The sequence below is a fragment of the Brevundimonas subvibrioides genome, assembly GCF_027271155.1.
Classification (GTDB): domain Bacteria; phylum Pseudomonadota; class Alphaproteobacteria; order Caulobacterales; family Caulobacteraceae; genus Brevundimonas; species Brevundimonas subvibrioides_D.
The window spans coordinates 91024-109417 of sequence record NZ_CP114542.1 but is presented as its reverse complement, the minus strand read 5'-3'; the positions used below and the strand labels follow the sequence as shown (position 1 = coordinate 109417).

Sequence of the window (18394 nt, the reverse complement as noted above, 5' to 3'; positions counted from 1 at the left end):
TGTGATGCCGACGGCACCGAACGAGCCGGGATTACAAGGGCGTCCCAGGCCGTCCGTCAAAGGCGGAAACATTACATTCCTGTAAGGTTCGCTCTGAGGTCCGCATCCTTGATGCCTTCGACCTCGATCATTTTCAGGCGCGATTGTCCGCCCCGCATCAGCGACAGGGTCGAGCGTGGCACCCCGAGCGATTTCGCCAGCAGCAGGATCAGGGCCGCGTTGGCCTGTCCCTCCACCGGCCGGGCGCGCACCCGGACCTTCAGGACCGGCCGCCCGTCGACATCCACGTCCCAGCCGTCGATGCGGTCTGCCGAGGCTCCGGGGGTCAGATTGACGGCGAGGCGTGCCATGGACGGGATCAGATGGCCCGGGCCCTCAGTGACAGGCAGTAGCCGAAGGTGACGGCGATCCCCGCGATCACGGCACCGCATCCGATCAGGACCGCCGTCGAGAGCGGTGCGAAGACGAACGCTCCGGCATAGATCAGGCCGCTGAGCACCATGGACCAGCCGGCGACGCGCTGGGCCTTCCGCGCACCGGCACCGGGGGTGAAGGTCTTGGGGATGCGATTGCCGAAGGAGACGATCATCAGCCCGGTCCCGCCCAGGACGATGCGCAGCGTCGTGTCCTGGTCGATGTAACCCTGATGGCGGGCGAGGCTGGCGCACAGCGCGAGAACGACGACGCCGCCGCCCCAGGCCAGGCTGTTGATCAGGTCCTTGTTCATTTCACAGGCTCCTCTTTGGGCGTCGGCGTCTGTGCGTCGAGGCCGAACGAATGGACGAAACCCAGCAGGGCCTCTTCGAGCACGGAGAGCTTCAGGTGATAGACGACCGTCTTTCCGGCTTTTTCGGCGTGGACCAGATCGGCCTCCTTCAGCACCGCGAAATGCGCCGACATGGTCGGCTTGGAGACATCGAAGCGGTCGCTGAGTTCGCCGGCCGTCATCGGCCCCTGACGGAGCAGCTGAAGCACCCGGCGACGGGTCGGATCGGAAAGGGCTCTGAACACCTGGCTCACGAATCGACATTTAGCTAAACGTCGAAATGAGTCAAGCGGCCCCGGCTCGTGCCGTTGCGTCAGGATCGCAATGGCGCGACCCTGCCGACATGAGCGACCGACCCTGCGCCCTTGTGACCCATGCCGCCGGCTATGCCGGGCCGCCCGCCGTGGCCGCCCTGCTGGAGGCCGGATTTCAGGTCTTCGCCCACGACGGCGGCTTTGCCGACGACGAGACATGGGCCCGGTACCGCGCCGGAAGGCCCCATCTCGAGCCTGTCGTGGCCGCCGAGCCGGAGGAAGTCGTCGCGGACACGCTCCGCCGCGCGCCCGGACTTCAGGTGATCGTGAGCAATGACCACTTCCCTGCCGTGGCCCACAGGCCCGACACGGCCCCCGCGGCGGCGCTGCAGGACAATCTCGCCCGGCTGGTCGAATGGCCGTTCAGACTCATCCAGACCGCCCTGCCGCATCTGCGGGCCCGGGGCGACGCCAATATCGTCGTGATCACGTCCAACCGTACGCGCCTGCCCCTGTCCGGCGGGGCCTTTCCCGATGCCGCCCGGGCCGCAGCCAACGCCATGGTGCGGTCGCTGGCCGTCGACTGCGCCGCGGACGGGATCGTGGTGAACGCCCTCGCGCCCAACTTCCTCTACAGCGAGGCCTATTATCCGCGAGCGCTGTTTCGCGAGTCCGGGGAGGGCCGGGCCTATGTCCGGCAGAACGTTCCGGTAGGCCGGCTGGCCGAGCCCGAGGAGATCGGCGAGGTGATCGCCTTCCTCGCCACGGTCCGCACACGCTTCCTGACGGGAGCGGTGATCGACTTCTCCGGTGGATGGCCGTTCGGGCCTGCCCGCCCGGTGCCCTGACACCACGTCCAACGAAAAGGGCGCGGGCCCGTCGGCACCGCGCCCCCGTTCCAAGCCCGGGTCGCAGGGTCAGCCCAGGGCGGCCATCAGCTCCGGGACGATGGTCTTGTAGTCGCCAACGATGCCGTAGTCCGCGACCTGGAAGATCGGGGCATCGGCGTCCTTGTTGATGGCGACGATGACCTTGGAGTCCTTCATCCCCGCCAGGTGCTGGATGGCCCCCGAGATGCCCACGGCGATGTAGAGGCCGGGGGCCACGACCTTGCCGGTCTGGCCGACCTGATAGTCGTTCGGCGCGTAGCCGGCGTCGACCGCCGCGCGCGAGGCTCCGACGGCCGCGCCCAGCCGGTCGGCCAGGGGCTCGATCACGGCGTGGAACTCCTCGGCCGAGCCCAGGGCGCGACCGCCGGAGACGACGATTTTCGCCGCGCCCAGCTCGGGACGGTCGGACTTGACCAGTTCCTCGCCGACGAAACCGGCCTTGCCCGCATCGGTGCCGGTGACGGTCTCGACGGGGGCCGACCCGCCTTCGGCCGCCGGGGTGAAGGCGGTCGGGCGCACGGTGATGACCTTCTTGCCGTCCGAGGACTGCACGGTCTCCAGCGCATTGCCGGCATAGATCGGACGGATGAAGGTGTCGCCCGCCACGACCTCGACGATGTCCGAGATCGGCGCGACGTCCAGTTTGGCGGCGATGCGCGGCATGAAGTTCTTGCCGTCCATGGTCGCCGGCGACAGCACGGCGTCATAGCCGGACATCAGCGGCACAACGGTGGCGGTGACGGCTTCGGCCAGGGTGTGGCCCAGCTCGCCGCTCTCGGCCAGCAGCACCTTGCGCACGCCCGCGATCCTGGCGGCCGCATCGGCGACGCCCTTCGATCCCTGGCCGACGACCAGAACATCGACGTCGGGGCTCAGCGCCAGGGCGGCGGTGACGGTCTTGTGGGTGGTGTCGCGGACCTGGGTGGCGTCGTGATCGGCGATGACGAGAACGGCCATTTACAGGGCTCCCACGGTCTTGAGCTTGGACACGAGTTCGGCGGCGTCGGCGACCTTGATCCCGGCCGAGCGGACCGGCGGGGCGGTGACCTTGAGGACGGTCAGACGGTTGGCCGTATCGACGCCGTAGTCGGCGACCGCCTTCATGGCGATCTCCTTCTTCTTGGCCTTCATGATGTTGGGCAGGGACGCATAGCGCGGGGTGTTCAGGCGCAGGTCCACGGTGATGACGGCCGGCAGGGCTGCCGACAGGGTCTGGTTGCCGCCGTCGACCTCGCGGGTGACCCTGGCCTTGCCGTCGCCGATCTCGACCCTGGCGGCGAAGGTGGCCTGGGGCCAGTCCAGCAGGGCGGCCAGCATCTGGCCGACCGCATTGTTGTCGCCGTCGATCGACTGCTTGCCCATCAGGACCAGGTCCGGTTTCTCCTCGGCCACGACGGCGGCCAGCAGCTTGGCGACGGCCAGCGGCTCCAGGTCGGCATCGGACTGGATCAGGATGCCGCGATCGGCCCCCATGGCCAGCGCCGTGCGGATGGTTTCCTGGGCCTGTTGCACGCCGATGGAGACGACCACGATCTCGGTGACGGTCCCGGCGGCGTGATGGTCCTTGCCCTCTTTCAGGCGGACGGCCTCCTCGACGGCGATTTCGTCGAAGGGGTTCATGCTCATCTTGACGTTGGCGAGGTCGACGCCGGTCTGGTCCGCCTTGACGCGGGCCTTGACGTTATAGTCGATCACCCGTTTGACGGGGACGAGAACCTTCATGTTTGCCTGTCCATAGGATCGCCGGAATGTTGCGGCAGGGAATGGAACGGGCGAACCGGCCTGTCAATGTAACGCGGCGTGATCGGGCGTCGCACCGGGACAAGATTTGAGATGAACCGTTTCCTGACCGCGCGCCGCATCGGCGGACTGTTCTTCGGCCTGTTCGCCCTGCTGATGGTGGGCCTGTTCGTCGTGCAGCGGTTCTATGTCGAGCCCGAGGACGCCTGCGTGAAGAGCGGTCGCTGGTGGTATGCGGAGGGGCGCACCTGCGTCCAGCCGATCTATCTGCCCGACATCACGGGGCGGGCCGAAGGCGTCAGCCGCGCCGAGGCCTCGGCCCAGCAGAATCGCGAACTGGTGGCGATCGAAAATCGTCTGAAGCAGGAGCGGGAGGCCCGCGCCGCCGCAATCCTGCGCGACCGCAAGGCCTATGAGGCCAGGCTTCCCAAGGCCTGATCAGACCGCCGCGTCGAACAGGGCGTCGCGCACCACGTCGGCCCGGGTCATGGGAAACAGGTGGCCCGTGTCGGGCACGGTCTCGACCGAGACATGCGGCAGGCCGCGCGGGTGGGTCGGGACCTGGGTGATCGAGCCCGTGTCGGCCCTCAGGATGCGGACGGGCTTGCGATAGGTCCTCATCGCCCGCCACGGGTCGTGGCCCTGGGACACGAAGTTGGACGCCTCCCAGGCCGGGGCGCAGCTGAGGGCGAACCCGTCGTCCGTCCGTGTCAGGCCATCGGCGAGGTAGTCGATCAGCACGGCGTCGGACCAGCCCCTGAACGCGCCTCGTCCGCGATAGGCGGCCAGCGCCTGTTCGCGGCTGTCAAAGGTCGCGCGGCGTCGGCGGGCCGCCCTGACCAGCGGAATGCGGTCGCTGAAGCGACGAAGCAGGGGCGTGCGGAACAGGACGTTCGTCAGCCCGCCCCAGATGACCGGATCGAACAGCACCAGCTGTGATACCCGGTCGGGGCGTTCTGCCGCCGCCAAGAGGCTGGACGTGCCCCCCATCGAATGACCGGCCATGACCACGGGCGGACCGGGGAAGGCCTCCAGCAAGGCGATCAGGTCGTCGCGGTGGTCGTGCCAGTCGCGCCGTCCATCCATGCCTGTCGGCAGGCGGGTGCCGCCATGCCCGCGCAGGTCCGGGGCGAGGATCCGCAGGGACGAGGCCAGGGGTGCCAGGATGGAGCGATAGGTGACGGCGTTGAAGCCGTTGGCGTGGCTGAAGATCAGATCGACCGGTCGCTTCGGGTCGCCGAAGTCCAGCACCGCCATGGTTCCACCGCCCCACCGGTTGTCGATGGGAACGCTGAGGCGACGGGGCGGGAAGAGCCGTGCGGCGTCCATGACCCGAACTTAGGGGGCGCGGCGGGTGGACGCCAGCGGGAAGGGCCTATGCGGCGACGCGGCACGCCGGGCAGCGGCCATGGCCCTCGATCGTCGTCCGTTCCAGCAGATATCCCGAGGCCGTCGCTGCCTGCTGCAGGGCTTCGCCTTCGGGGGGCGTGACCTCTTCGGTGGCCCCGCAGCAGTCGCAGATCAGGAAGGCGGCGGCGTGGGCGCGGTCGCCCACCGAACAGGCGACATAGGCGCTGATCGAGGCGATCCGGTGGGCCATGCCCTGTTTTTCCAGGAACTCGAGCGCGCGATAGACGGTCGGCGGCTTGGCGGCCGTGCCGTCGGTGCCGAACCGGGCAATCAGATCATAGGCCTTCACCGGCTCGCCCGCGTCGAGCAGCAGCTCCAGCACCCGCCGACGCGGCGCGGTCATCCGCTCGCCCCCCGCCACGCAGCGGCTTTCGGCGAGATCCAGGGCACGGCCGACCTCGACGGCCGACAGGCCGCCCGGTGCGTGGTCGTGATCGCAGGAGGAACCCATGACCAACAGCTAGGGCGGGTCTGCGCTGACCGCAACCATCCCGACTTGACGATCCGTGATGTTATCTCATAACACTCAATCAGTTTCCGATGTCTGGACCCGTCGTCATGCGTATCGCCCCACCGCCCCTTCGCATCCTGCTGTCCGCGGCGAGCGCCTGGACCGCCCTGACTGGCGTCGCCGTGGCCCAGTCCCGGCCCCAGACGGACCAGGTCGATGACGTCATCGTCACGGCCGCGCCCTATGGCGTCAGCCAGCGCGCCTCGGTGATCGCCACCGATGTGGTCGACGAACAGGCCCTGGCGGTGGCACCGGCCCAGTCGCTCGGCGACCTGTTGTCCAGTCAGCCGGGCCTGCGCTCGACCAGTTTTGCGCCGGGGGCCAGCCGCCCGGTGATCCGGGGTCTGTCGGGACCGCGGGTTCAGGTTCTGACGAACGGGATCGGCCTGATCGATGCCAGCTCCGTCTCGCCCGATCATGCGGTCGCCACCGACCCGGCCGAGGCCAGCCGGATCGAGGTCGTCCGCGGCCCCTCGACCCTGATCTATGGCGGATCAGCCATCGGCGGCGTGGTCAATATCATCGACGACCGGGTGCCGACCGAGCAGCCCGACGGTGGCGTCGACGGCGTGATCTCGACCCAGGCCTCCAGCGTCGACGACGGGCGCTCGATCTTCGGGCGTCTGACCGTCGGGGCCGGACCGTTCGTATTCAATGTCGACGGCGTGGATCGGCGGACCGGCGACTATGCCATCCCTTCGCCGTCCCTCTCGGCGCGCAAGGCGACGGCGGACGGGGTGGCGCGCGACGACAACGACACCCAGCCCAACAGCGCGACGGAACTTCAGACCTGGGGCGGGGGCGCGGCCTATGTCGGCGAAAAGGGCTTCATCGGCGCCGCCTACAAGGAGACCGACAGCGAATACGGCACGGTGGCCGAACCCGACGTCTTCATCCGGCTGAACCAGACGCGCGAGGATGTGCGCGGCGAATACCGCTTCGACGCCGGGCCCTTCTCTGCCCTGCGCGGCAACTATGGCCATGCCCGATACACCCACACCGAGTTCGAGGGACCGGGCCAGCCGGGCACGATCTTCAACTCCGACGGTCAGGAAGGCCGCATCGACCTGGTCCAGCGGGAGCGGCCGATCGGCGAAAAGGGGGCCTGGAACGGGGGGATCGGGGTTCAGGCCCTGACTCGCGATTTCTCCGCCATCGGGGCCGAGGCCTATGTGCCCTCGACCCGGATCGAGGAGCAGGGGGTCTATGCGATCCAGCGCCATGACCGGGGCGCGACCGGATTCGAAGGCGGCCTGCGCTTCGACCGCCGCACCCTGACGGCCACGCCGCTGGGCACAACGCGCGAGGTCGAACGCGAATACGACAACGTCTCGGCCTCCATTGCCGCCTTCGCGCGTCCGGCACCCGGCCTGTTTGTGGCCCTGAGCCTGGCCCGCAACGAACGCGCGCCCGGCGAGGTCGAGCTGTTCGCCAACGGCCTGCATGTCGCCACGGGGGCCTACGAAACGGGCGATCCGACGCTGGACACCGAGACGGTCACGACGCTCGAGGCCACGGTCCACTATGCGACGGGTGCATTCGAAGGCGACCTTCACGTCTACGGCTCACGCTATGACGGCTTCATCGACGAGCGCCCCACGGGCGCGATCTTCACCGACGGAGGCGAGGATTTTCCGGTCTTCCGGTTCGTGCAGACCGATGCCGACTTTTACGGCTTCGAGGCCCAGGGCTCCTACGCCGTCTGGTCCAGCGGCGACCGCACGGTCTCGCTGGAAGGTCAGGCCGACTATGTGCACGCCGACACCGACCTGGGGCCGGCCGCGCGCATTCCGCCTTATTCGGTCACCGGCCGGATCGCCTATGCCTCGACCGCGATCGACGCGGGGCTGGAGGTGCGCCATGTCGGCCAGCAGAACGAACTCGCCGCCTTCGAACCGGGCACCGACGGTTACACCCTGGTCAATCTGACGGGTGCCTGGCGCCCGCTCGCGGATCGCAATGTCACGGTCTTCGCCGAGGCGCGCAATCTGACCGATGCGGAGGCCCGCGAGCATGTCTCCTTCCTGAAGGACATCGCGCCCCTGCCGGGCCGCAACCTGCGCATCGGCCTCGCCTACCGGTTCTGAACCGTGATCGCCCGGGGAAAAACAGCGTTGCAAAATGCCCTGTCGGATGAATCCGGCGTCGGCCGTGCGCTCGCGTTTGCCCGAACCGGCGTGTTCGGCTAGAAGCGCGCCTTCCCGCAATTCCAGAGCCCGCGTCCATGACCGACACCACCACGCCCGCCCCGAACGGGATGCCCCAGCTGGACGGAAACGTCCTGTTCTATTCGCAGCCGCAGCCGCTGTCGGCCGAGCTGCACGGCACTCTGGGCGTCAACGCCGTGGAAAAGCCCTATGCCTTCGTCGGCGCTTCGCACGTCGTGCCGATGACCGTGACGGAGTTCGCACCGGGCGCCCTGTCCTATCCGATCGTCTTCCTGGGCGAGACCAAGCAGCCGTGCGCCGTGATGGGCCTGCGGCAGGGCGAGAACCTGTATGTCAGCCCGGCCGGTGATTTCCGTGCCGAGGCCTATATCCCCGCCTATGTTCGCCGCTATCCGTTCGTGTTCGCCAACGATGCCGGGCAAAGCCGTCTGATCCTGTGCATCGATCGCGCCGCACCGTTCATCGCCGAAGGCGGATCGGTCCCGCTGTTCGAGAACGGCCAGCCGACCGAATACGTCACCCAGGCCATGGAGTTCTGCAACAACTTCGAGCAGGAGCGTCAGCGCACCGACAGCTTCGTCGCCCTGCTGACCGAGCTCGACCTGTTCGATGTCCGCGAGGCCGTGTTCACGCCGCGTGACGAGAAGGGCAACCCCGGACAACCGCAGAAGCTGGCGGACTATTTCGCCGTGTCGGAAGAGAAGCTGAAGGCGCTTTCGCCCGAGAAGCTAGCCGAGCTGCGCGACAACGGCGCCCTGGGCCAGATCTACGCCCACCTGGTGTCGCTGCTGGGCTGGGACCGGCTGATCGCCCTCGCCTTCCAGCGCGCGGCCGAAATGCCGACCGCGGCGAACGCCTGAGCCACGAGGAACGATGTTTCTCCCTCCCCCTCGGGGGAGGGAGAAGGCTGTGCCTACCGCCGCACGAACAGCCCGCGCGTCAGGCATGAGAACACCAGCCGGCCGCCCTCGTCGAGCAGGTCGTGCTGGGCGATGACGATTCCCTTTTCGTCGCCGACGGGATCCTTGCCCATCACGGTCATGCGGCCACGAAGCAGTTCGCCCGCAGGCGGATTGCGCATGTAGCGCAGGCCGTCCACCGCCAGCAGCTTGGACTGGGCCCAGCCCGCGGACTTGTCCGACTGCAGCCGGCTCCACAGCGCATAGACCAGGGCGTCGGGCGCGCCGTAGGCCAGGTCCCAGCCGGGCGCGAAATGGGTCACGAACATGTCGATGGCCGCCTCGTCGACCGCGCAGGCTCCGAGTTGCAGGACCTGCCCGATCTCCAGATCCTCGAAATGGACGTGCAGGGGATCGGCCATCAGGCGGGCTCTTCCGAGACGCGGACCAGCAGCTTGCCGTCGTGGTCGCCCGTGAACAGCCGGTTCAGCGAGGTCACGGCCCCCTCCAGGCCGTGGTCGACATGGACCTTCCACTTGACCTTGCCCGACGCCAGCCAGGGCCCGAGCTCGGCGACCATCTCCCGGGCGCGTGGCGTATAGTCCGACACCAGGAACCCCTGAACCGTCATCCGGTGTGTGATCAGACGGCTGAGATCCGGCGACGGCGGGCGTTTGGTGGCGTTGTAGGCCGAGACCATGCCGCAGACGGCCATCCGGGCCCTGAGGTTCAGACGGTTCCAGACGGCGATCATGATGTCGCCGCCGACGTTTTCGAAATTCAGGTCGATGCCGTCCGGGCACAGCCGGTCCAGCGCCTCGCCGACGTCCTCGTTCTTGTAGTCGACCGCCCCGTCGAAGCCGAGTTCGTCGACCAGCCAGCGGCATTTGTCGGGTCCGCCCGCGATGCCGATGACGCGCGCGCCCCGAGCCCGGGCGACCTGGCCGGCGATCGAGCCGACGGCCCCGGCGGCGGCGGAGACGACCATGGTCTGGCCGGGCCCGGGCCGCAGCACGTCCGTGACGCCGAAATAGGCGGTCATGCCGGTCATGCCCATGACCGACATATGCGCCGTCAGCGGCAGGCCGGGCGCGCGGTGGACCTTCGACACGCCGCTGTCGGCCACCACGCCGTAGTCGCCCCAGCCGCCCATGGCCGTCGAGACGATGTCGCCCACCGCGAACCGCTGCGAGCGCGACTGCTCGACCACGCCCAGGGTCAGGCCGCGCATGACGTCGCCCAGGCCCACCGGCGGAAGATAACCGACGGCATCGTTCATCCAGGTTCGGTTGGTCGGGTCGAGGGACAGATAGATGGTGCGGATCAGGACCTGACCATCGCCCAGCTCCGGCACCGGGCTGGAGACCAGTTCCAGATCGGCGTCCTGCACCAGCCCGTGCGGCCGCTGGCGCAGCACCCACTGTCGGTTCATCAGGGTCATGGTCGTCTCCCGGTTGGTTTCTTTTGCAGACCCATCATGGCGCAGCCTGGCCTTCAGGCCAAAGAAAAAGGCGACCCGGTCAGGGTCGCCTTTGAGGTGGCATCATCGAGAATGAGGCGCGGAGGCAGCAGGGACCGGCACGAGGCCGATCCATGTGGGGGGGGCGTTGCCGCCTCCGCACCATGATAATCGCGTCGGGCCGATCGGGTTCCGCGTCTCCCGGTTTTTTTTGCACGTCCGGTGACCGGCGACCGGGTCAGGAACGGCGCCGCTTCGGCGGCGTTATCCCCGTGATTCATCTGCCCCAGGATGCCGGAGCCCTTCATGTCCCACCACGATCCCCATTCCGAAGCCGCCGATGCCGTGCACGAAGGCCGTCCGGTGGAGGCGCAGTATACGAAGCAGGGCAGGGGCGGGCGCCGCATCTCGATCGAGATGGGCATTGCCATCGTCCTGACGGTGGTCGGCTTCGCCGTCGTGTTCCTGTTCCTCGGCGGGGCCTTCAGGGGTGACAACACCAGCGCCGAATCGTCGGTCGATGCGGCCGCCATCGTATCCGAGGGCACGACCACACCGACGCCGGATGCACCCACTACGGCGACCGGTCAGCCCACGGCCCCGACACCCGACTGATCCGGGCGAGCGGAACGAAAAAAGCCCCGCCGGTGCGAACCGGCGGGGCTTTTTCTGTCGGCAAGGTCACCGGGTGTCAGGCGGCTTCCCGGGTCTGGCGTGCCGGATGGAAGAACAGGGCCTGGCTGATCGCCGCCTTCACCGTTTCCGGCTGGAAAGGCTTGGTGATCAGGAAGGTCGGCTCGGGCCGTTCGCCGGTCAGCAGCCGCTCGGGGAAGGCGGTGATGAAGATGACCGGCACGTCGAACCGCTTCAGGATGTCCTTGACCGCATCGATGCCCGACGAGCCGTCGGCCAGCTGGATGTCGGCGAGGACCAGACCCGGACGGTGACGGGCGACGGCATCGACCGCCTCGTCATGCGTCGTCGCCGTGGCGGTGACGGTATGGCCCAGTTCGCGCACCAGACTTTCGATATCGGCCGAGATGATCGCCTCGTCCTCGATGATCAGGACGTCGGTGGCCAGTTCGGCATCGATCTCGGCCTGGGCGTCGGCGATCAGGCGCTCGACCCCCGGGGCGTCGGCCGACAGGATCTGCGCGGCTTCCGAAGGCGTGAAGCCCTCCAGAGCCGTCAGAAGGAACGCCTGCCGCGATTTGGGGGCAATGCGCATCAGGCGGCTGGAGACGTCGTTGACGTCCAGACCGCTCCCATCCTCCAGCTGCGCGCCGGTCGAGGACCAGATGGCGTGGAACACATGATACAGGGCCACGCGGGGCGTCATGTCCGGAGACAGCTGGCGCTCGCCCGCGGCCAGGGCTTCCAGGGCGACGCGGACGTAGTTGTCGCCTGTCGCCTGGTCGCCGGTGAGGGCGCGCGCATAGCGGCGCACATAGGGCAGATGCGGCGCGAGTCTGGCCAGAAGGCTCATTCAGTTGGTCCCCGACAAAATCAGTGATTCCGCCCCGTTTCCAGGGCGGGCGTGAAGGGCAGAACGTATCGGTGCTGCAACGGTTCCCGTGACACAAGCCAGCTTGACCATTAAATGCCGTCACCCCGGAACCGGGGTGAACCCGCGACGTTCAACGGGTCGAAGAACGACAAGCCGGCGGCAATCGGCGCGCCTTCACCATCGAGATCAACATTGGCGACCGGGACTCCATGATCGACACACCCGACCAGGGGCGCAAGCCTCGCGCAGGCAAATCCGGCGCCGGAGACTCCGCGCTGGAGGAGGCCCGCCTTCGTCAGCAGGCCATCGGCGTGAAGCTGCGGCACCTGTTCGACGAGGTGGTCAACGAGCCGGTCCCCGACGAGTTCCTGGAGATCCTGCGTCGGGCCGACGAGCGCAAGGCCGGCGGAGACAGGACGTGAGCGCGGGCAACCCGCGCTCGACCGCGCCCAAGCCCCCCTCCGCCGATGACGAAGGCTTCAAGCGCGAGCTGGTCCAGCTGATCCCGCATTTGCGCGCCTTCGCCCGGACCCTGACCGGCGACCCGACGGCGGCGGACGACCTGGCGCAGGACGCGATGATGAAGGCGTGGGACGCGCGGGCCAGCTATCAGATGGGCACCAATATGAAGGCCTGGACCTTCATGATCCTGCGCAACCAGTTCTATTCCGAGAAGCGCCGGTCGTGGCGCTCGACCCAGCTGGATCAGGAAGCCGCCGAGCGGACCCTGGTCGCGGTGGACGATCCGGAGGCACCGGTGGCCCTGGACGAACTGCGTCAGGCGCTGAACACCCTGCCCGAAGAACAGCGCGAGGCGCTGATCCTGGTCGGTGCCGGGGGCTTTGCCTATGAAGAGGCGGCCGAGATCTGCCAGTGCGCGGTCGGTACGGTGAAGAGCCGGGTCAGTCGCGCCCGCAAGGCGCTGCAGGCCACGCTGGACCGTGGCGGTTACGGTCGCGACGGGCGCCCGGCGGGCGATGCGATGCGTTCCATTCTGGCCGACGCGGACCGCCTGAGCAGCGCGCGGCAGGCCTAGGCGGGTGGCGGATACCGGCCCTGCGGCGGGGCAGCGTCGCTCGTCTCGCCTGCCCCGTTCGATGAAGCGGTTCCTGACCCGTTCACCCCGGTTTCAGGGCATCCGCTTCCGGATGGGTCTGGCCATGGCCATCGCCCTGCTGCCGATCCTCGTCCTCGGCGCGGTCCAGGCCCAGGCGGAGTTCCGGCGGCAATCGGTCGATCGACAGGCAGACCTGCAGCAGGCGGCCGGGCGTGCGGCCATGACCGCCAAGGCCAGGCTGGATACCGCGACCGTGTTGCTGGGCGCCCTGGCACCCGAAGGTAACGGTCCGGCCTGTTCGGAGCGCCTGTCGTCCCTGGTCGATCGCGTCGACGGCTTTCAGGCGCTCTATCGTATCGGCACCTCGGGAACGGCGATCTGCGGCGGTGGTCTGTCCGGAGCCACGGAGTCGGCCCGGTTTGGCGACGACACCTGGTTCAGGCGGCTGCGGCAGGGCGAGCCCGTGACCGTGGCCCGGGCCTCGCGCGACATCAGCCCCACGCCGGCCCTGATCGTCGGCGTGCGCTGGGACCGGCCACGCGGCGTGTTCGCCGGGGCCATGGCGGCGGTTCTTCCCCTGGCGGATCTTCAGCCGGACACCAATGACCGGTCGCTGCCTGCCGGGGCCCAGGCCGCCCTGACGGACGAAGAGGGTCAGGTGCTGGTCGCCACAGATGCCCGGGCCTTCGACCTGCAGCGCGGGGCGTCGCTTCTCGGCTGGGTCGAGCGGGCGCGGCGGGGCGAATCCGCCACCTTCGACGGCTGGGATGCGACCGGCGAGCATCGCGACTATGCCGGTGCGGCCCTGGCCGGGCGCGATGTCTATGTCGTGGTGTCGGCCCCGTCGCCCGGCCTGTTGTCCTGGGCGCGGCTGAATCCGATCGGCGTGCTCCTGCTGCCGCTGGCGGCGTGGCTGACGGCCTTCGCCGCGGTCATGCTGGTGTCCGAGCGGATCGTCATCCGCTGGCTGGATTATCTGGAGCGGATCGCCTCGCTGTATGCCCGCGGCCGTTATTCGGTGCGTCCGGTTCAGGCCGCCAGTGCCCCCTCGGAAATCCGCGTGCTGGCCTCGACCCTGGACGGTCTGGCGGAGGCGATTTCCATCCGCGACGGCTCGCTGACCGAAAGCCTGGAGGAAAAGGACGCGCTGATGCGCGAGATCCATCACCGGGTGAAGAACAACCTGCAGATCATCTCATCCCTGCTGTCGATGCAGCAGCGCTCGCTGAAGGACGAACCGGCCAGGGTGGCCCTGGGCGACACCCGCCAGCGGATCTCGGCGCTCGCCCTGATCTATCGCACGCTCTATCAGTCCGACGACATCCGCCACGCCGACGCGCGCGACTTCATCAATGAGCTGGTGGGGCAGCTGGTGGCCGCCGAATCCGGTCGCGGCCCGGTGGTGACCAGTTCGATCGACGCCGACAGTCTCGTGGTCGACCCCGACAAGCTGGCGCCGCTGGCCCTGTGGCTGGTCGAGGCGGTCTCCAATGCGCAGAAGCACGCCTTCGCCGGTCGCGGCGGCGCGCTGCAGGTCCGTTTCCGGGTCCACGGCGACACCAGTGTGCTGGAGGTCCAGGACGACGGACCGGGACCGCAGGAGGCCATGGCGAAGGCCGGTGTCGGCCGGACCCTGATGGGGGCCTTCGCCCGGCAGCTTCGGGGTGAGGCCGAGGTGATCGCGGCACCGGATGGGGGCACGATCGCGCGCATGATCTTCGCCACGCCCGAAGCCGTCCAGCCCACCGACCCGCAGGATCTGGAACGCAGCGATGCGGTCGTGCGGCCGGGAACCCTGACCCGCGTGCGGCGTTGATCTGGCGAACCGGCGATCCGTCCCCGCCGACCCGGATTTTCAGGAGTATTCCGATGCGCAAGATTTTCGTTCTGGTCGCTGCCGCCGCCGCACTGACCACAGCCGCCTGCAACACCGTCGCCGGTGCCGGCCGCGACACCCAGGCCGCCGGTGCGGCCGTCACGGGTGCCGCAGAGGACGCCAAGAACTAGGCCACATTCTTCCCCGAAGGCGAAGGCCCCGTCGGTTACCGGCGGGGCTTTCGCTTGTCCGGCGGCCGGTGGTGACGCTAGATCGGAATGAAGGGTGTCCACCAGACGACACCTGCGGGAAGAGACGACATGAGCGAACAGGCCACGAAGGATGCGGGCGAGCCCGGCCTGAAGACGGTCGTGGGGGCCTCGGCGGCCGGCACGGCGTTCGAATGGTATGACTTCTTCATCTTCGGATCGCTGACCACGATCATCGCCCGGCATTTCTATGCCGATGTCGGCGAGGCGACCTCCTACATCCTGGCCCTGCTGACCTTCGGCGTCGGCTTCGTCGTTCGGCCGCTCGGGGCCCTGGTGTTCGGATGGTTCGGTGACCGGACCGGGCGCAAGACGACCTTCCTCGTCACCATCACCCTGATGGGGGTGGCGACCGTGGCGATCGGCCTGCTTCCCGACTACGGCCAGATCGGGATCGTCGCGCCCATTCTGCTGCTGCTGATGCGTGTGCTTCAGGGGTTCGCCCTGGGCGGCGAATACGGCGGCGCGGCCATCTATGTCGCCGAACACGCCCCCGCGAAGAAGCGCGGCTTCCTGACCGGCTGGATCCAGACCACAGCCGCGATCGGCCTGATCATGGCGCTCAGCGTCATCCTCGTGACCCGCGCCATCCTGGGGACCGAGGCCTTCGACGAATGGGGCTGGCGCGTGCCCTTCCTGCTGTCGGCCTTCCTTCTGGCGATCAGCCTCTGGATCCGGCTGAAGCTGCACGAGAGCCCCGCCTTCACGCGCATGGTCGCCGAAAGCACCGAACGCCAGGCCCCGTTCCGCGAGAGCTTCGGCACCTGGAAGGTCGGCAAGTTCGTCCTGATCGCCCTGGTCGGCATCATGTTCGCGCAAGGGGCCGTCTGGTACGCAGGCTATTTCTACACCCGCTTCTTCATGGAGCGGGTGCTGAAGGTCGAGGTGGCGACGGTCGATCAGCTCATTCTGGCCATAACCGTGGCCTCGGCCTTTCTGTACGTCTTCTTCGGCTGGCTGTCGGACCGGGTGGGGCGAAAGCCCGTGATGGTCGGTGGCATGGCGCTGTTCCTGCTGGCGGTGTTTCCCGGCTTCCACGCCCTGACCCAGGCCGCCAATCCGGCCCTGGCCCGGGCCCAGGCGTCCTCGCCCGTCACCGTGATCGCCGACCCGGCCACCTGCGCGGTGCAGTTCGATCCGGTCGGCAAGACGGCCTTCGCCTCATCCTGCGACCTGGCCAAGTCGGTGCTGTCGAACGCGGGCGTCAGCTATGACAACCTGGCGGCCGCCCCCGGATCTCTCGCCGCCGTCCGTATCGGCACGGTGGAAATCGCCTCGGTCGAGGGCGCGGGTCTGGACGCCGCCGCCCTCAAGGCCGCCCGCACCGACGTCGAAACCCGGATCAAGGCCGCGCTCACCGGGGCGGGCTATCCGGCCAGGGCCGACGCCGCCGGCGTGAACATGCTGGCCGTCTTCGGCATACTGATGGTCTTCATGGTCGCGGCCACCGCCGTCTATGGCCCCCAGGCCGCGGCCCTGGTCGAGCTGTTCCCCACGCGGGTCCGCTATACGGCCATGAGCCTGCCCTACAACGTCGGCACAGGCTGGGTCGGGGGGCTGCTGCCCGCGGCCAGCTTCGCCCTCGTGGCCTGGTCAGGTAACATCTATTTCGGACTGTGGTACGCGGTCGCCTTCACGGCGGTGGCCTCTGTCGTGGCCCTGATCTTCCTGCCCGAAACCCGGGGTCGCGACCTGAACACGATCGGCGACTGAGGCGTTAGGTCGGGCGACGGCTTCTCCCTCCCCCTCGGGGGAGGGGGGTCGACGCGCAGCGGAGACCGGGCGGGGGCGGCAAGGCAGGCCCCCGTCTGTATCGCCTTGCCCGCCCCACCTCGTCGCTTCGCGACGACCCTCCCCCTGCGGGGGAGGGAGAACAGGATGACACAATGAACACCGCCGCCCGTGACGCCGGACTGAAGCTCCTTCGCGAGCACGCCTTCATCGCCGGAGAGGCGATCCCCGCCGGGGCGGACGGTATCGCCGTCGACGACCCCGCGACCGGCGAGATCATCGGCCACATCCCGAACCTCGGCGTCCCCGACGTCGAGCGCGCGATCCAGGCCGCCCACGATGCCTTCCCCGACTGGTCACGCTCCGACCCTCACGCGCGCGCCCGGTTCCTGCGGGACTGGGCGCGGCTGATCGACGAGAACACCGAGGGTCTCGGGGCCCTGATGGCGCTGGAGAACGGCAAGCCGCTCGACGAGGCCAGGGGCGAGGTCGCCTATGCCAACAGTTTCATCACATGGTTCGCGGGCGAGGCCGAACGCATCATCGGAGAGACCCAGGACAGCCCTCTGGGCCACGTCATCCTGACCTTCCGGGAGGCCGTCGGTCCCTGCGCCCTGATCACGCCCTGGAACTTCCCGGCCGCCATGCTGACGCGCAAGCTCGGCCCCGCCTTCGCCGCGGGCTGCACCGCCGTGGTCAAGCCGGCCAGCCAGACCCCCTTCACCGCCATTGCCCTGGCCGAACTGGCCTACAGGGCGGGGCTGCCCAGGGGCGCGCTCAGCGTCGTCACCGGCGATGCGGCGACCATCGGCGGCGTCCTGACGGCCTCGCCCCTGATCCGCAAACTGTCCTTCACCGGTTCGACCCCGGTCGGGCGCAAGCTGGCCGAACAATGCGCCCCGACGCTGAAGCGGGTTTCGATGGAACTGGGCGGGGCCGCGCCGCTGATCGTGTTCGAGGACGCCGATCTCGACCTCGCCGTCGCCGAGACCATCAGGGGCAAGTTCCGCAACGCCGGCCAGACCTGCGTCTGTCCCAACCGCATCTATGTCCAGGCCTCGGTCGCCGGGGCCTATGCGTCGAAACTCGCCGAGGCGGTGTCGAGGATTCCCGTCGGTCCGGCCTTCGAGGACGGCGTCAAGGTCGGGCCGCTGATCGAGGACAAGGCCATCGCCAAGGTCGAGGACCACCTGAAGCGCGTCCGGGCCTCGGGTGGGCAGGTCCTGACCGGCGGGGCGCGTCATGCGCTGGGCGGCCGCTTCTTCCAGCCGACGGTGACCCTCGGCGGCGACGACGAACTGTTTCGCCACGAGGAGACGTTCGGTCCCCTGATTCCCGTCTTCCCGTTCGAGACAGAGGCGGAGGCGCTGGGCAAGGCGAACGATTCGGAGTTCGGCCTGGCCTCCTATCTGTTCACCCGCGATCTGGACCGCGCCATGCGTATCGGCCGCCGTATCGAGGCGGGCATGATCGGCATCAACACCGGCATCCTCTCGACCGCCGTCGCCCCCTTCGGCGGGGTCAAGCAATCCGGCTATGGCCGCGAGGGGTCGATCCATGGCCTCGACGAATACGTCGACATCAAACAGGTCACCCTGGCGCTGAAGCAGGGCGCGCCGACGTGAGGCAGGGGCGGTTCCAGCCCCTGGTCTGGCCGGTGGCCCTGCTGATGTCGGGCGGAGTGACGGCGCTGGCGGCCGAGGCGACCACGCTGTCGGTCGAGACGGTGACGCTCTACGGGACGCTGAAGCTGGTCAGCGATCTGGTGTTTCTGATGGCGACGGTCTGGCTGGCCCTGGCGATCGTGGCCGTCATCCGCAGCCGCATGCGGCGCTGACCGCCCGGGGCTCAAGAACGCCCCGTCACTGATCGACGAACGCCGATTTGCATGATAGCCGACTGGATTCAGGGGGCTAC

At 68.4% G+C, this 18394-nt stretch carries 22 protein-coding genes; 12 read left to right on the top strand and 10 right to left on the bottom strand.

Annotation, left to right across the window (positions count from 1 at the left end):
* Positions 1-71 precede the first annotated feature (71 nt).
* The 3 genes from O3139_RS00585 to O3139_RS00575 are packed head-to-tail and all read right to left on the bottom strand — an operon-like array spanning position 72 to position 1011.
* A complete protein-coding gene (locus O3139_RS00585; protein WP_269514956.1) occupies positions 72-350 on the bottom strand; it encodes a DUF167 family protein in 279 nt (92 codons plus the stop codon).
* 8 nt (positions 351-358) lie between these two features.
* Positions 359-727: an ammonium transporter gene (locus tag O3139_RS00580; RefSeq protein WP_269514955.1), complete on the bottom strand. Its 369-nt coding sequence runs from the start codon at positions 725-727 to the stop codon at positions 359-361.
* Positions 724-1011, bottom strand: coding sequence for an autorepressor SdpR family transcription factor (locus O3139_RS00575; RefSeq protein ID WP_269514954.1), 288 nt, complete (start codon positions 1009-1011; stop codon positions 724-726). Before O3139_RS00575 ends, O3139_RS00580 begins: the two co-directional genes overlap by 4 nt.
* A gap of 98 nt (positions 1012-1109) precedes the next feature.
* Between O3139_RS00575 and O3139_RS00570 the strand changes: the two genes are divergently transcribed.
* Positions 1110-1868 carry an SDR family oxidoreductase gene (locus O3139_RS00570; protein WP_269514953.1) on the top strand — a complete coding sequence of 253 codons (759 nt, stop codon included), beginning with the start codon at positions 1110-1112 and terminating at the stop codon, positions 1866-1868.
* 69 nt (positions 1869-1937) lie between these two features.
* Here O3139_RS00570 and O3139_RS00565 read toward each other — a convergent pair whose 3' ends face one another.
* The gene (locus tag O3139_RS00565) at positions 1938-2867 is read right to left on the bottom strand and encodes an electron transfer flavoprotein subunit alpha/FixB family protein (protein ID WP_269514952.1); all 930 of its coding nucleotides are present in this window, start codon (positions 2865-2867) and stop codon (positions 1938-1940) included.
* Positions 2868-3632: an electron transfer flavoprotein subunit beta/FixA family protein gene (locus tag O3139_RS00560; protein ID WP_269514951.1), complete on the bottom strand. Its 765-nt coding sequence runs from the start codon at positions 3630-3632 to the stop codon at positions 2868-2870.
* Positions 3633-3743: 111 nt separating this feature from the next.
* Between O3139_RS00560 and O3139_RS00555 the strand changes: the two genes are divergently transcribed.
* The gene (locus O3139_RS00555; protein ID WP_269514950.1) at positions 3744-4088 is read left to right on the top strand and encodes a hypothetical protein; all 345 of its coding nucleotides are present in this window, start codon (positions 3744-3746) and stop codon (positions 4086-4088) included.
* Here the strand turns inward: O3139_RS00555 and O3139_RS00550 are convergent, their stop codons facing one another.
* Positions 4089-4979 carry an alpha/beta fold hydrolase gene (locus tag O3139_RS00550; protein ID WP_269514949.1) on the bottom strand — a complete coding sequence of 297 codons (891 nt, stop codon included), beginning with the start codon at positions 4977-4979 and terminating at the stop codon, positions 4089-4091. It lies immediately after the preceding gene.
* A gap of 46 nt (positions 4980-5025) precedes the next feature.
* A complete protein-coding gene (locus O3139_RS00545) occupies positions 5026-5511 on the bottom strand; it encodes a Fur family transcriptional regulator (RefSeq protein WP_269514948.1) in 486 nt (161 codons plus the stop codon).
* Positions 5512-5618: 107 nt separating this feature from the next.
* On the opposite strand from O3139_RS00545, the gene O3139_RS00540 reads away from it, so the two are divergent.
* Both O3139_RS00540 and O3139_RS00535 read left to right on the top strand, forming a co-directional pair.
* Positions 5619-7658 carry a TonB-dependent receptor gene (locus O3139_RS00540; RefSeq protein WP_269514947.1) on the top strand — a complete coding sequence of 680 codons (2040 nt, stop codon included), beginning with the start codon at positions 5619-5621 and terminating at the stop codon, positions 7656-7658.
* A 137-nt stretch (positions 7659-7795) separates the two neighbouring features.
* Entirely contained in the window at positions 7796-8599 is an 804-nt protein-coding gene (locus O3139_RS00535; protein ID WP_269514946.1) for a SapC family protein, read from the top strand.
* A gap of 53 nt (positions 8600-8652) precedes the next feature.
* Here the strand turns inward: O3139_RS00535 and O3139_RS00530 are convergent, their stop codons facing one another.
* Both O3139_RS00530 and O3139_RS00525 read right to left on the bottom strand, forming a co-directional pair.
* On the bottom strand, positions 8653-9060 hold the full coding sequence (locus tag O3139_RS00530; RefSeq protein WP_269514945.1) for a MaoC family dehydratase: 408 nt from the start codon (positions 9058-9060) through the stop codon (positions 8653-8655).
* A complete protein-coding gene (locus O3139_RS00525) occupies positions 9060-10079 on the bottom strand; it encodes an NADP-dependent oxidoreductase (protein ID WP_269514944.1) in 1020 nt (339 codons plus the stop codon). The genes O3139_RS00530 and O3139_RS00525 overlap by 1 nt, the downstream gene beginning before the upstream one ends.
* 324 nt (positions 10080-10403) lie before the next feature.
* On the opposite strand from O3139_RS00525, the gene O3139_RS00520 reads away from it, so the two are divergent.
* The gene (locus tag O3139_RS00520) at positions 10404-10712 is read left to right on the top strand and encodes a hypothetical protein (protein WP_269514943.1); all 309 of its coding nucleotides are present in this window, start codon (positions 10404-10406) and stop codon (positions 10710-10712) included.
* A 76-nt stretch (positions 10713-10788) separates the two neighbouring features.
* On the opposite strand, the gene O3139_RS00515 is transcribed toward O3139_RS00520, so the two are convergent.
* Positions 10789-11583: a response regulator gene (locus O3139_RS00515; protein ID WP_269514942.1), complete on the bottom strand. Its 795-nt coding sequence runs from the start codon at positions 11581-11583 to the stop codon at positions 10789-10791.
* A 230-nt stretch (positions 11584-11813) separates the two neighbouring features.
* Here O3139_RS00515 and O3139_RS00510 point away from each other — a divergent pair, with 230 nt between their 5' ends.
* The 7 genes from O3139_RS00510 (at position 11814) to O3139_RS00480 (ending at position 18314) form a co-directional block, all read left to right on the top strand.
* Positions 11814-12026, top strand: a complete 213-nt coding sequence (locus O3139_RS00510; protein ID WP_269514941.1) for a NepR family anti-sigma factor — start codon at positions 11814-11816, stop codon at positions 12024-12026.
* Positions 12023-12640 (top strand): sigma-70 family RNA polymerase sigma factor, encoded by a 618-nt coding sequence (locus O3139_RS00505; protein WP_269514940.1) that lies wholly within the window; start codon positions 12023-12025, stop codon positions 12638-12640. The genes O3139_RS00510 and O3139_RS00505 overlap by 4 nt, the downstream gene beginning before the upstream one ends.
* A gap of 4 nt (positions 12641-12644) precedes the next feature.
* Positions 12645-14477, top strand: coding sequence for a sensor histidine kinase (locus tag O3139_RS00500; RefSeq protein WP_332108843.1), 1833 nt, complete (start codon positions 12645-12647; stop codon positions 14475-14477).
* A gap of 53 nt (positions 14478-14530) precedes the next feature.
* Entirely contained in the window at positions 14531-14668 is a 138-nt protein-coding gene (locus tag O3139_RS00495; RefSeq protein ID WP_269514939.1) for an entericidin A/B family lipoprotein, read from the top strand.
* A 129-nt stretch (positions 14669-14797) separates the two neighbouring features.
* Positions 14798-16459, top strand: a complete 1662-nt coding sequence (locus tag O3139_RS00490) for an MFS transporter (RefSeq protein WP_269514938.1) — start codon at positions 14798-14800, stop codon at positions 16457-16459.
* 173 nt (positions 16460-16632) lie between these two features.
* Entirely contained in the window at positions 16633-18102 is a 1470-nt protein-coding gene (locus tag O3139_RS00485) for an NAD-dependent succinate-semialdehyde dehydrogenase (RefSeq protein WP_269514937.1), read from the top strand.
* Positions 18099-18314: a hypothetical protein gene (locus O3139_RS00480; RefSeq protein ID WP_269514936.1), complete on the top strand. Its 216-nt coding sequence runs from the start codon at positions 18099-18101 to the stop codon at positions 18312-18314. The genes O3139_RS00485 and O3139_RS00480 overlap by 4 nt, the downstream gene beginning before the upstream one ends.
* Positions 18315-18394 lie beyond the last annotated feature (80 nt).

Excerpts from the sequence above, each read along its gene's own strand:
- O3139_RS00540 (WP_269514947.1), top strand. The coding sequence starts at position 5,619 with ATGCGTATCGCCCCACCGCCCCTTCGCATCCTGCTGTCCGCGGCGAGC.
- O3139_RS00490 (WP_269514938.1), top strand. The coding sequence starts at position 14,798 with ATGAGCGAACAGGCCACGAAGGATGCGGGCGAGCCCGGCCTGAAGACG.
- O3139_RS00515 (WP_269514942.1), bottom strand. The coding sequence starts at position 11,583 with ATGAGCCTTCTGGCCAGACTCGCGCCGCATCTGCCCTATGTGCGCCGC.
- O3139_RS00510 (WP_269514941.1), top strand. The coding sequence starts at position 11,814 with ATGATCGACACACCCGACCAGGGGCGCAAGCCTCGCGCAGGCAAATCC.
- O3139_RS00485 (WP_269514937.1), top strand. The coding sequence starts at position 16,633 with ATGAACACCGCCGCCCGTGACGCCGGACTGAAGCTCCTTCGCGAGCAC.
- O3139_RS00555 (WP_269514950.1), top strand. The coding sequence starts at position 3,744 with ATGAACCGTTTCCTGACCGCGCGCCGCATCGGCGGACTGTTCTTCGGC.
- O3139_RS00520 (WP_269514943.1), top strand. The coding sequence starts at position 10,404 with ATGTCCCACCACGATCCCCATTCCGAAGCCGCCGATGCCGTGCACGAA.
- O3139_RS00545 (WP_269514948.1), bottom strand. The coding sequence starts at position 5,511 with ATGGGTTCCTCCTGCGATCACGACCACGCACCGGGCGGCCTGTCGGCC.
- O3139_RS00530 (WP_269514945.1), bottom strand. The coding sequence starts at position 9,060 with ATGGCCGATCCCCTGCACGTCCATTTCGAGGATCTGGAGATCGGGCAG.
- O3139_RS00560 (WP_269514951.1), bottom strand. The coding sequence starts at position 3,632 with ATGAAGGTTCTCGTCCCCGTCAAACGGGTGATCGACTATAACGTCAAG.
- O3139_RS00570 (WP_269514953.1), top strand. The coding sequence starts at position 1,110 with ATGAGCGACCGACCCTGCGCCCTTGTGACCCATGCCGCCGGCTATGCC.
- O3139_RS00525 (WP_269514944.1), bottom strand. The coding sequence starts at position 10,079 with ATGACCCTGATGAACCGACAGTGGGTGCTGCGCCAGCGGCCGCACGGG.
- O3139_RS00580 (WP_269514955.1), bottom strand. The coding sequence starts at position 727 with ATGAACAAGGACCTGATCAACAGCCTGGCCTGGGGCGGCGGCGTCGTC.
- O3139_RS00565 (WP_269514952.1), bottom strand. The coding sequence starts at position 2,867 with ATGGCCGTTCTCGTCATCGCCGATCACGACGCCACCCAGGTCCGCGAC.
- O3139_RS00550 (WP_269514949.1), bottom strand. The coding sequence starts at position 4,979 with ATGGACGCCGCACGGCTCTTCCCGCCCCGTCGCCTCAGCGTTCCCATC.
- O3139_RS00585 (WP_269514956.1), bottom strand. The coding sequence starts at position 350 with ATGGCACGCCTCGCCGTCAATCTGACCCCCGGAGCCTCGGCAGACCGC.
- O3139_RS00495 (WP_269514939.1), top strand. The coding sequence starts at position 14,531 with ATGCGCAAGATTTTCGTTCTGGTCGCTGCCGCCGCCGCACTGACCACA.
- O3139_RS00535 (WP_269514946.1), top strand. The coding sequence starts at position 7,796 with ATGACCGACACCACCACGCCCGCCCCGAACGGGATGCCCCAGCTGGAC.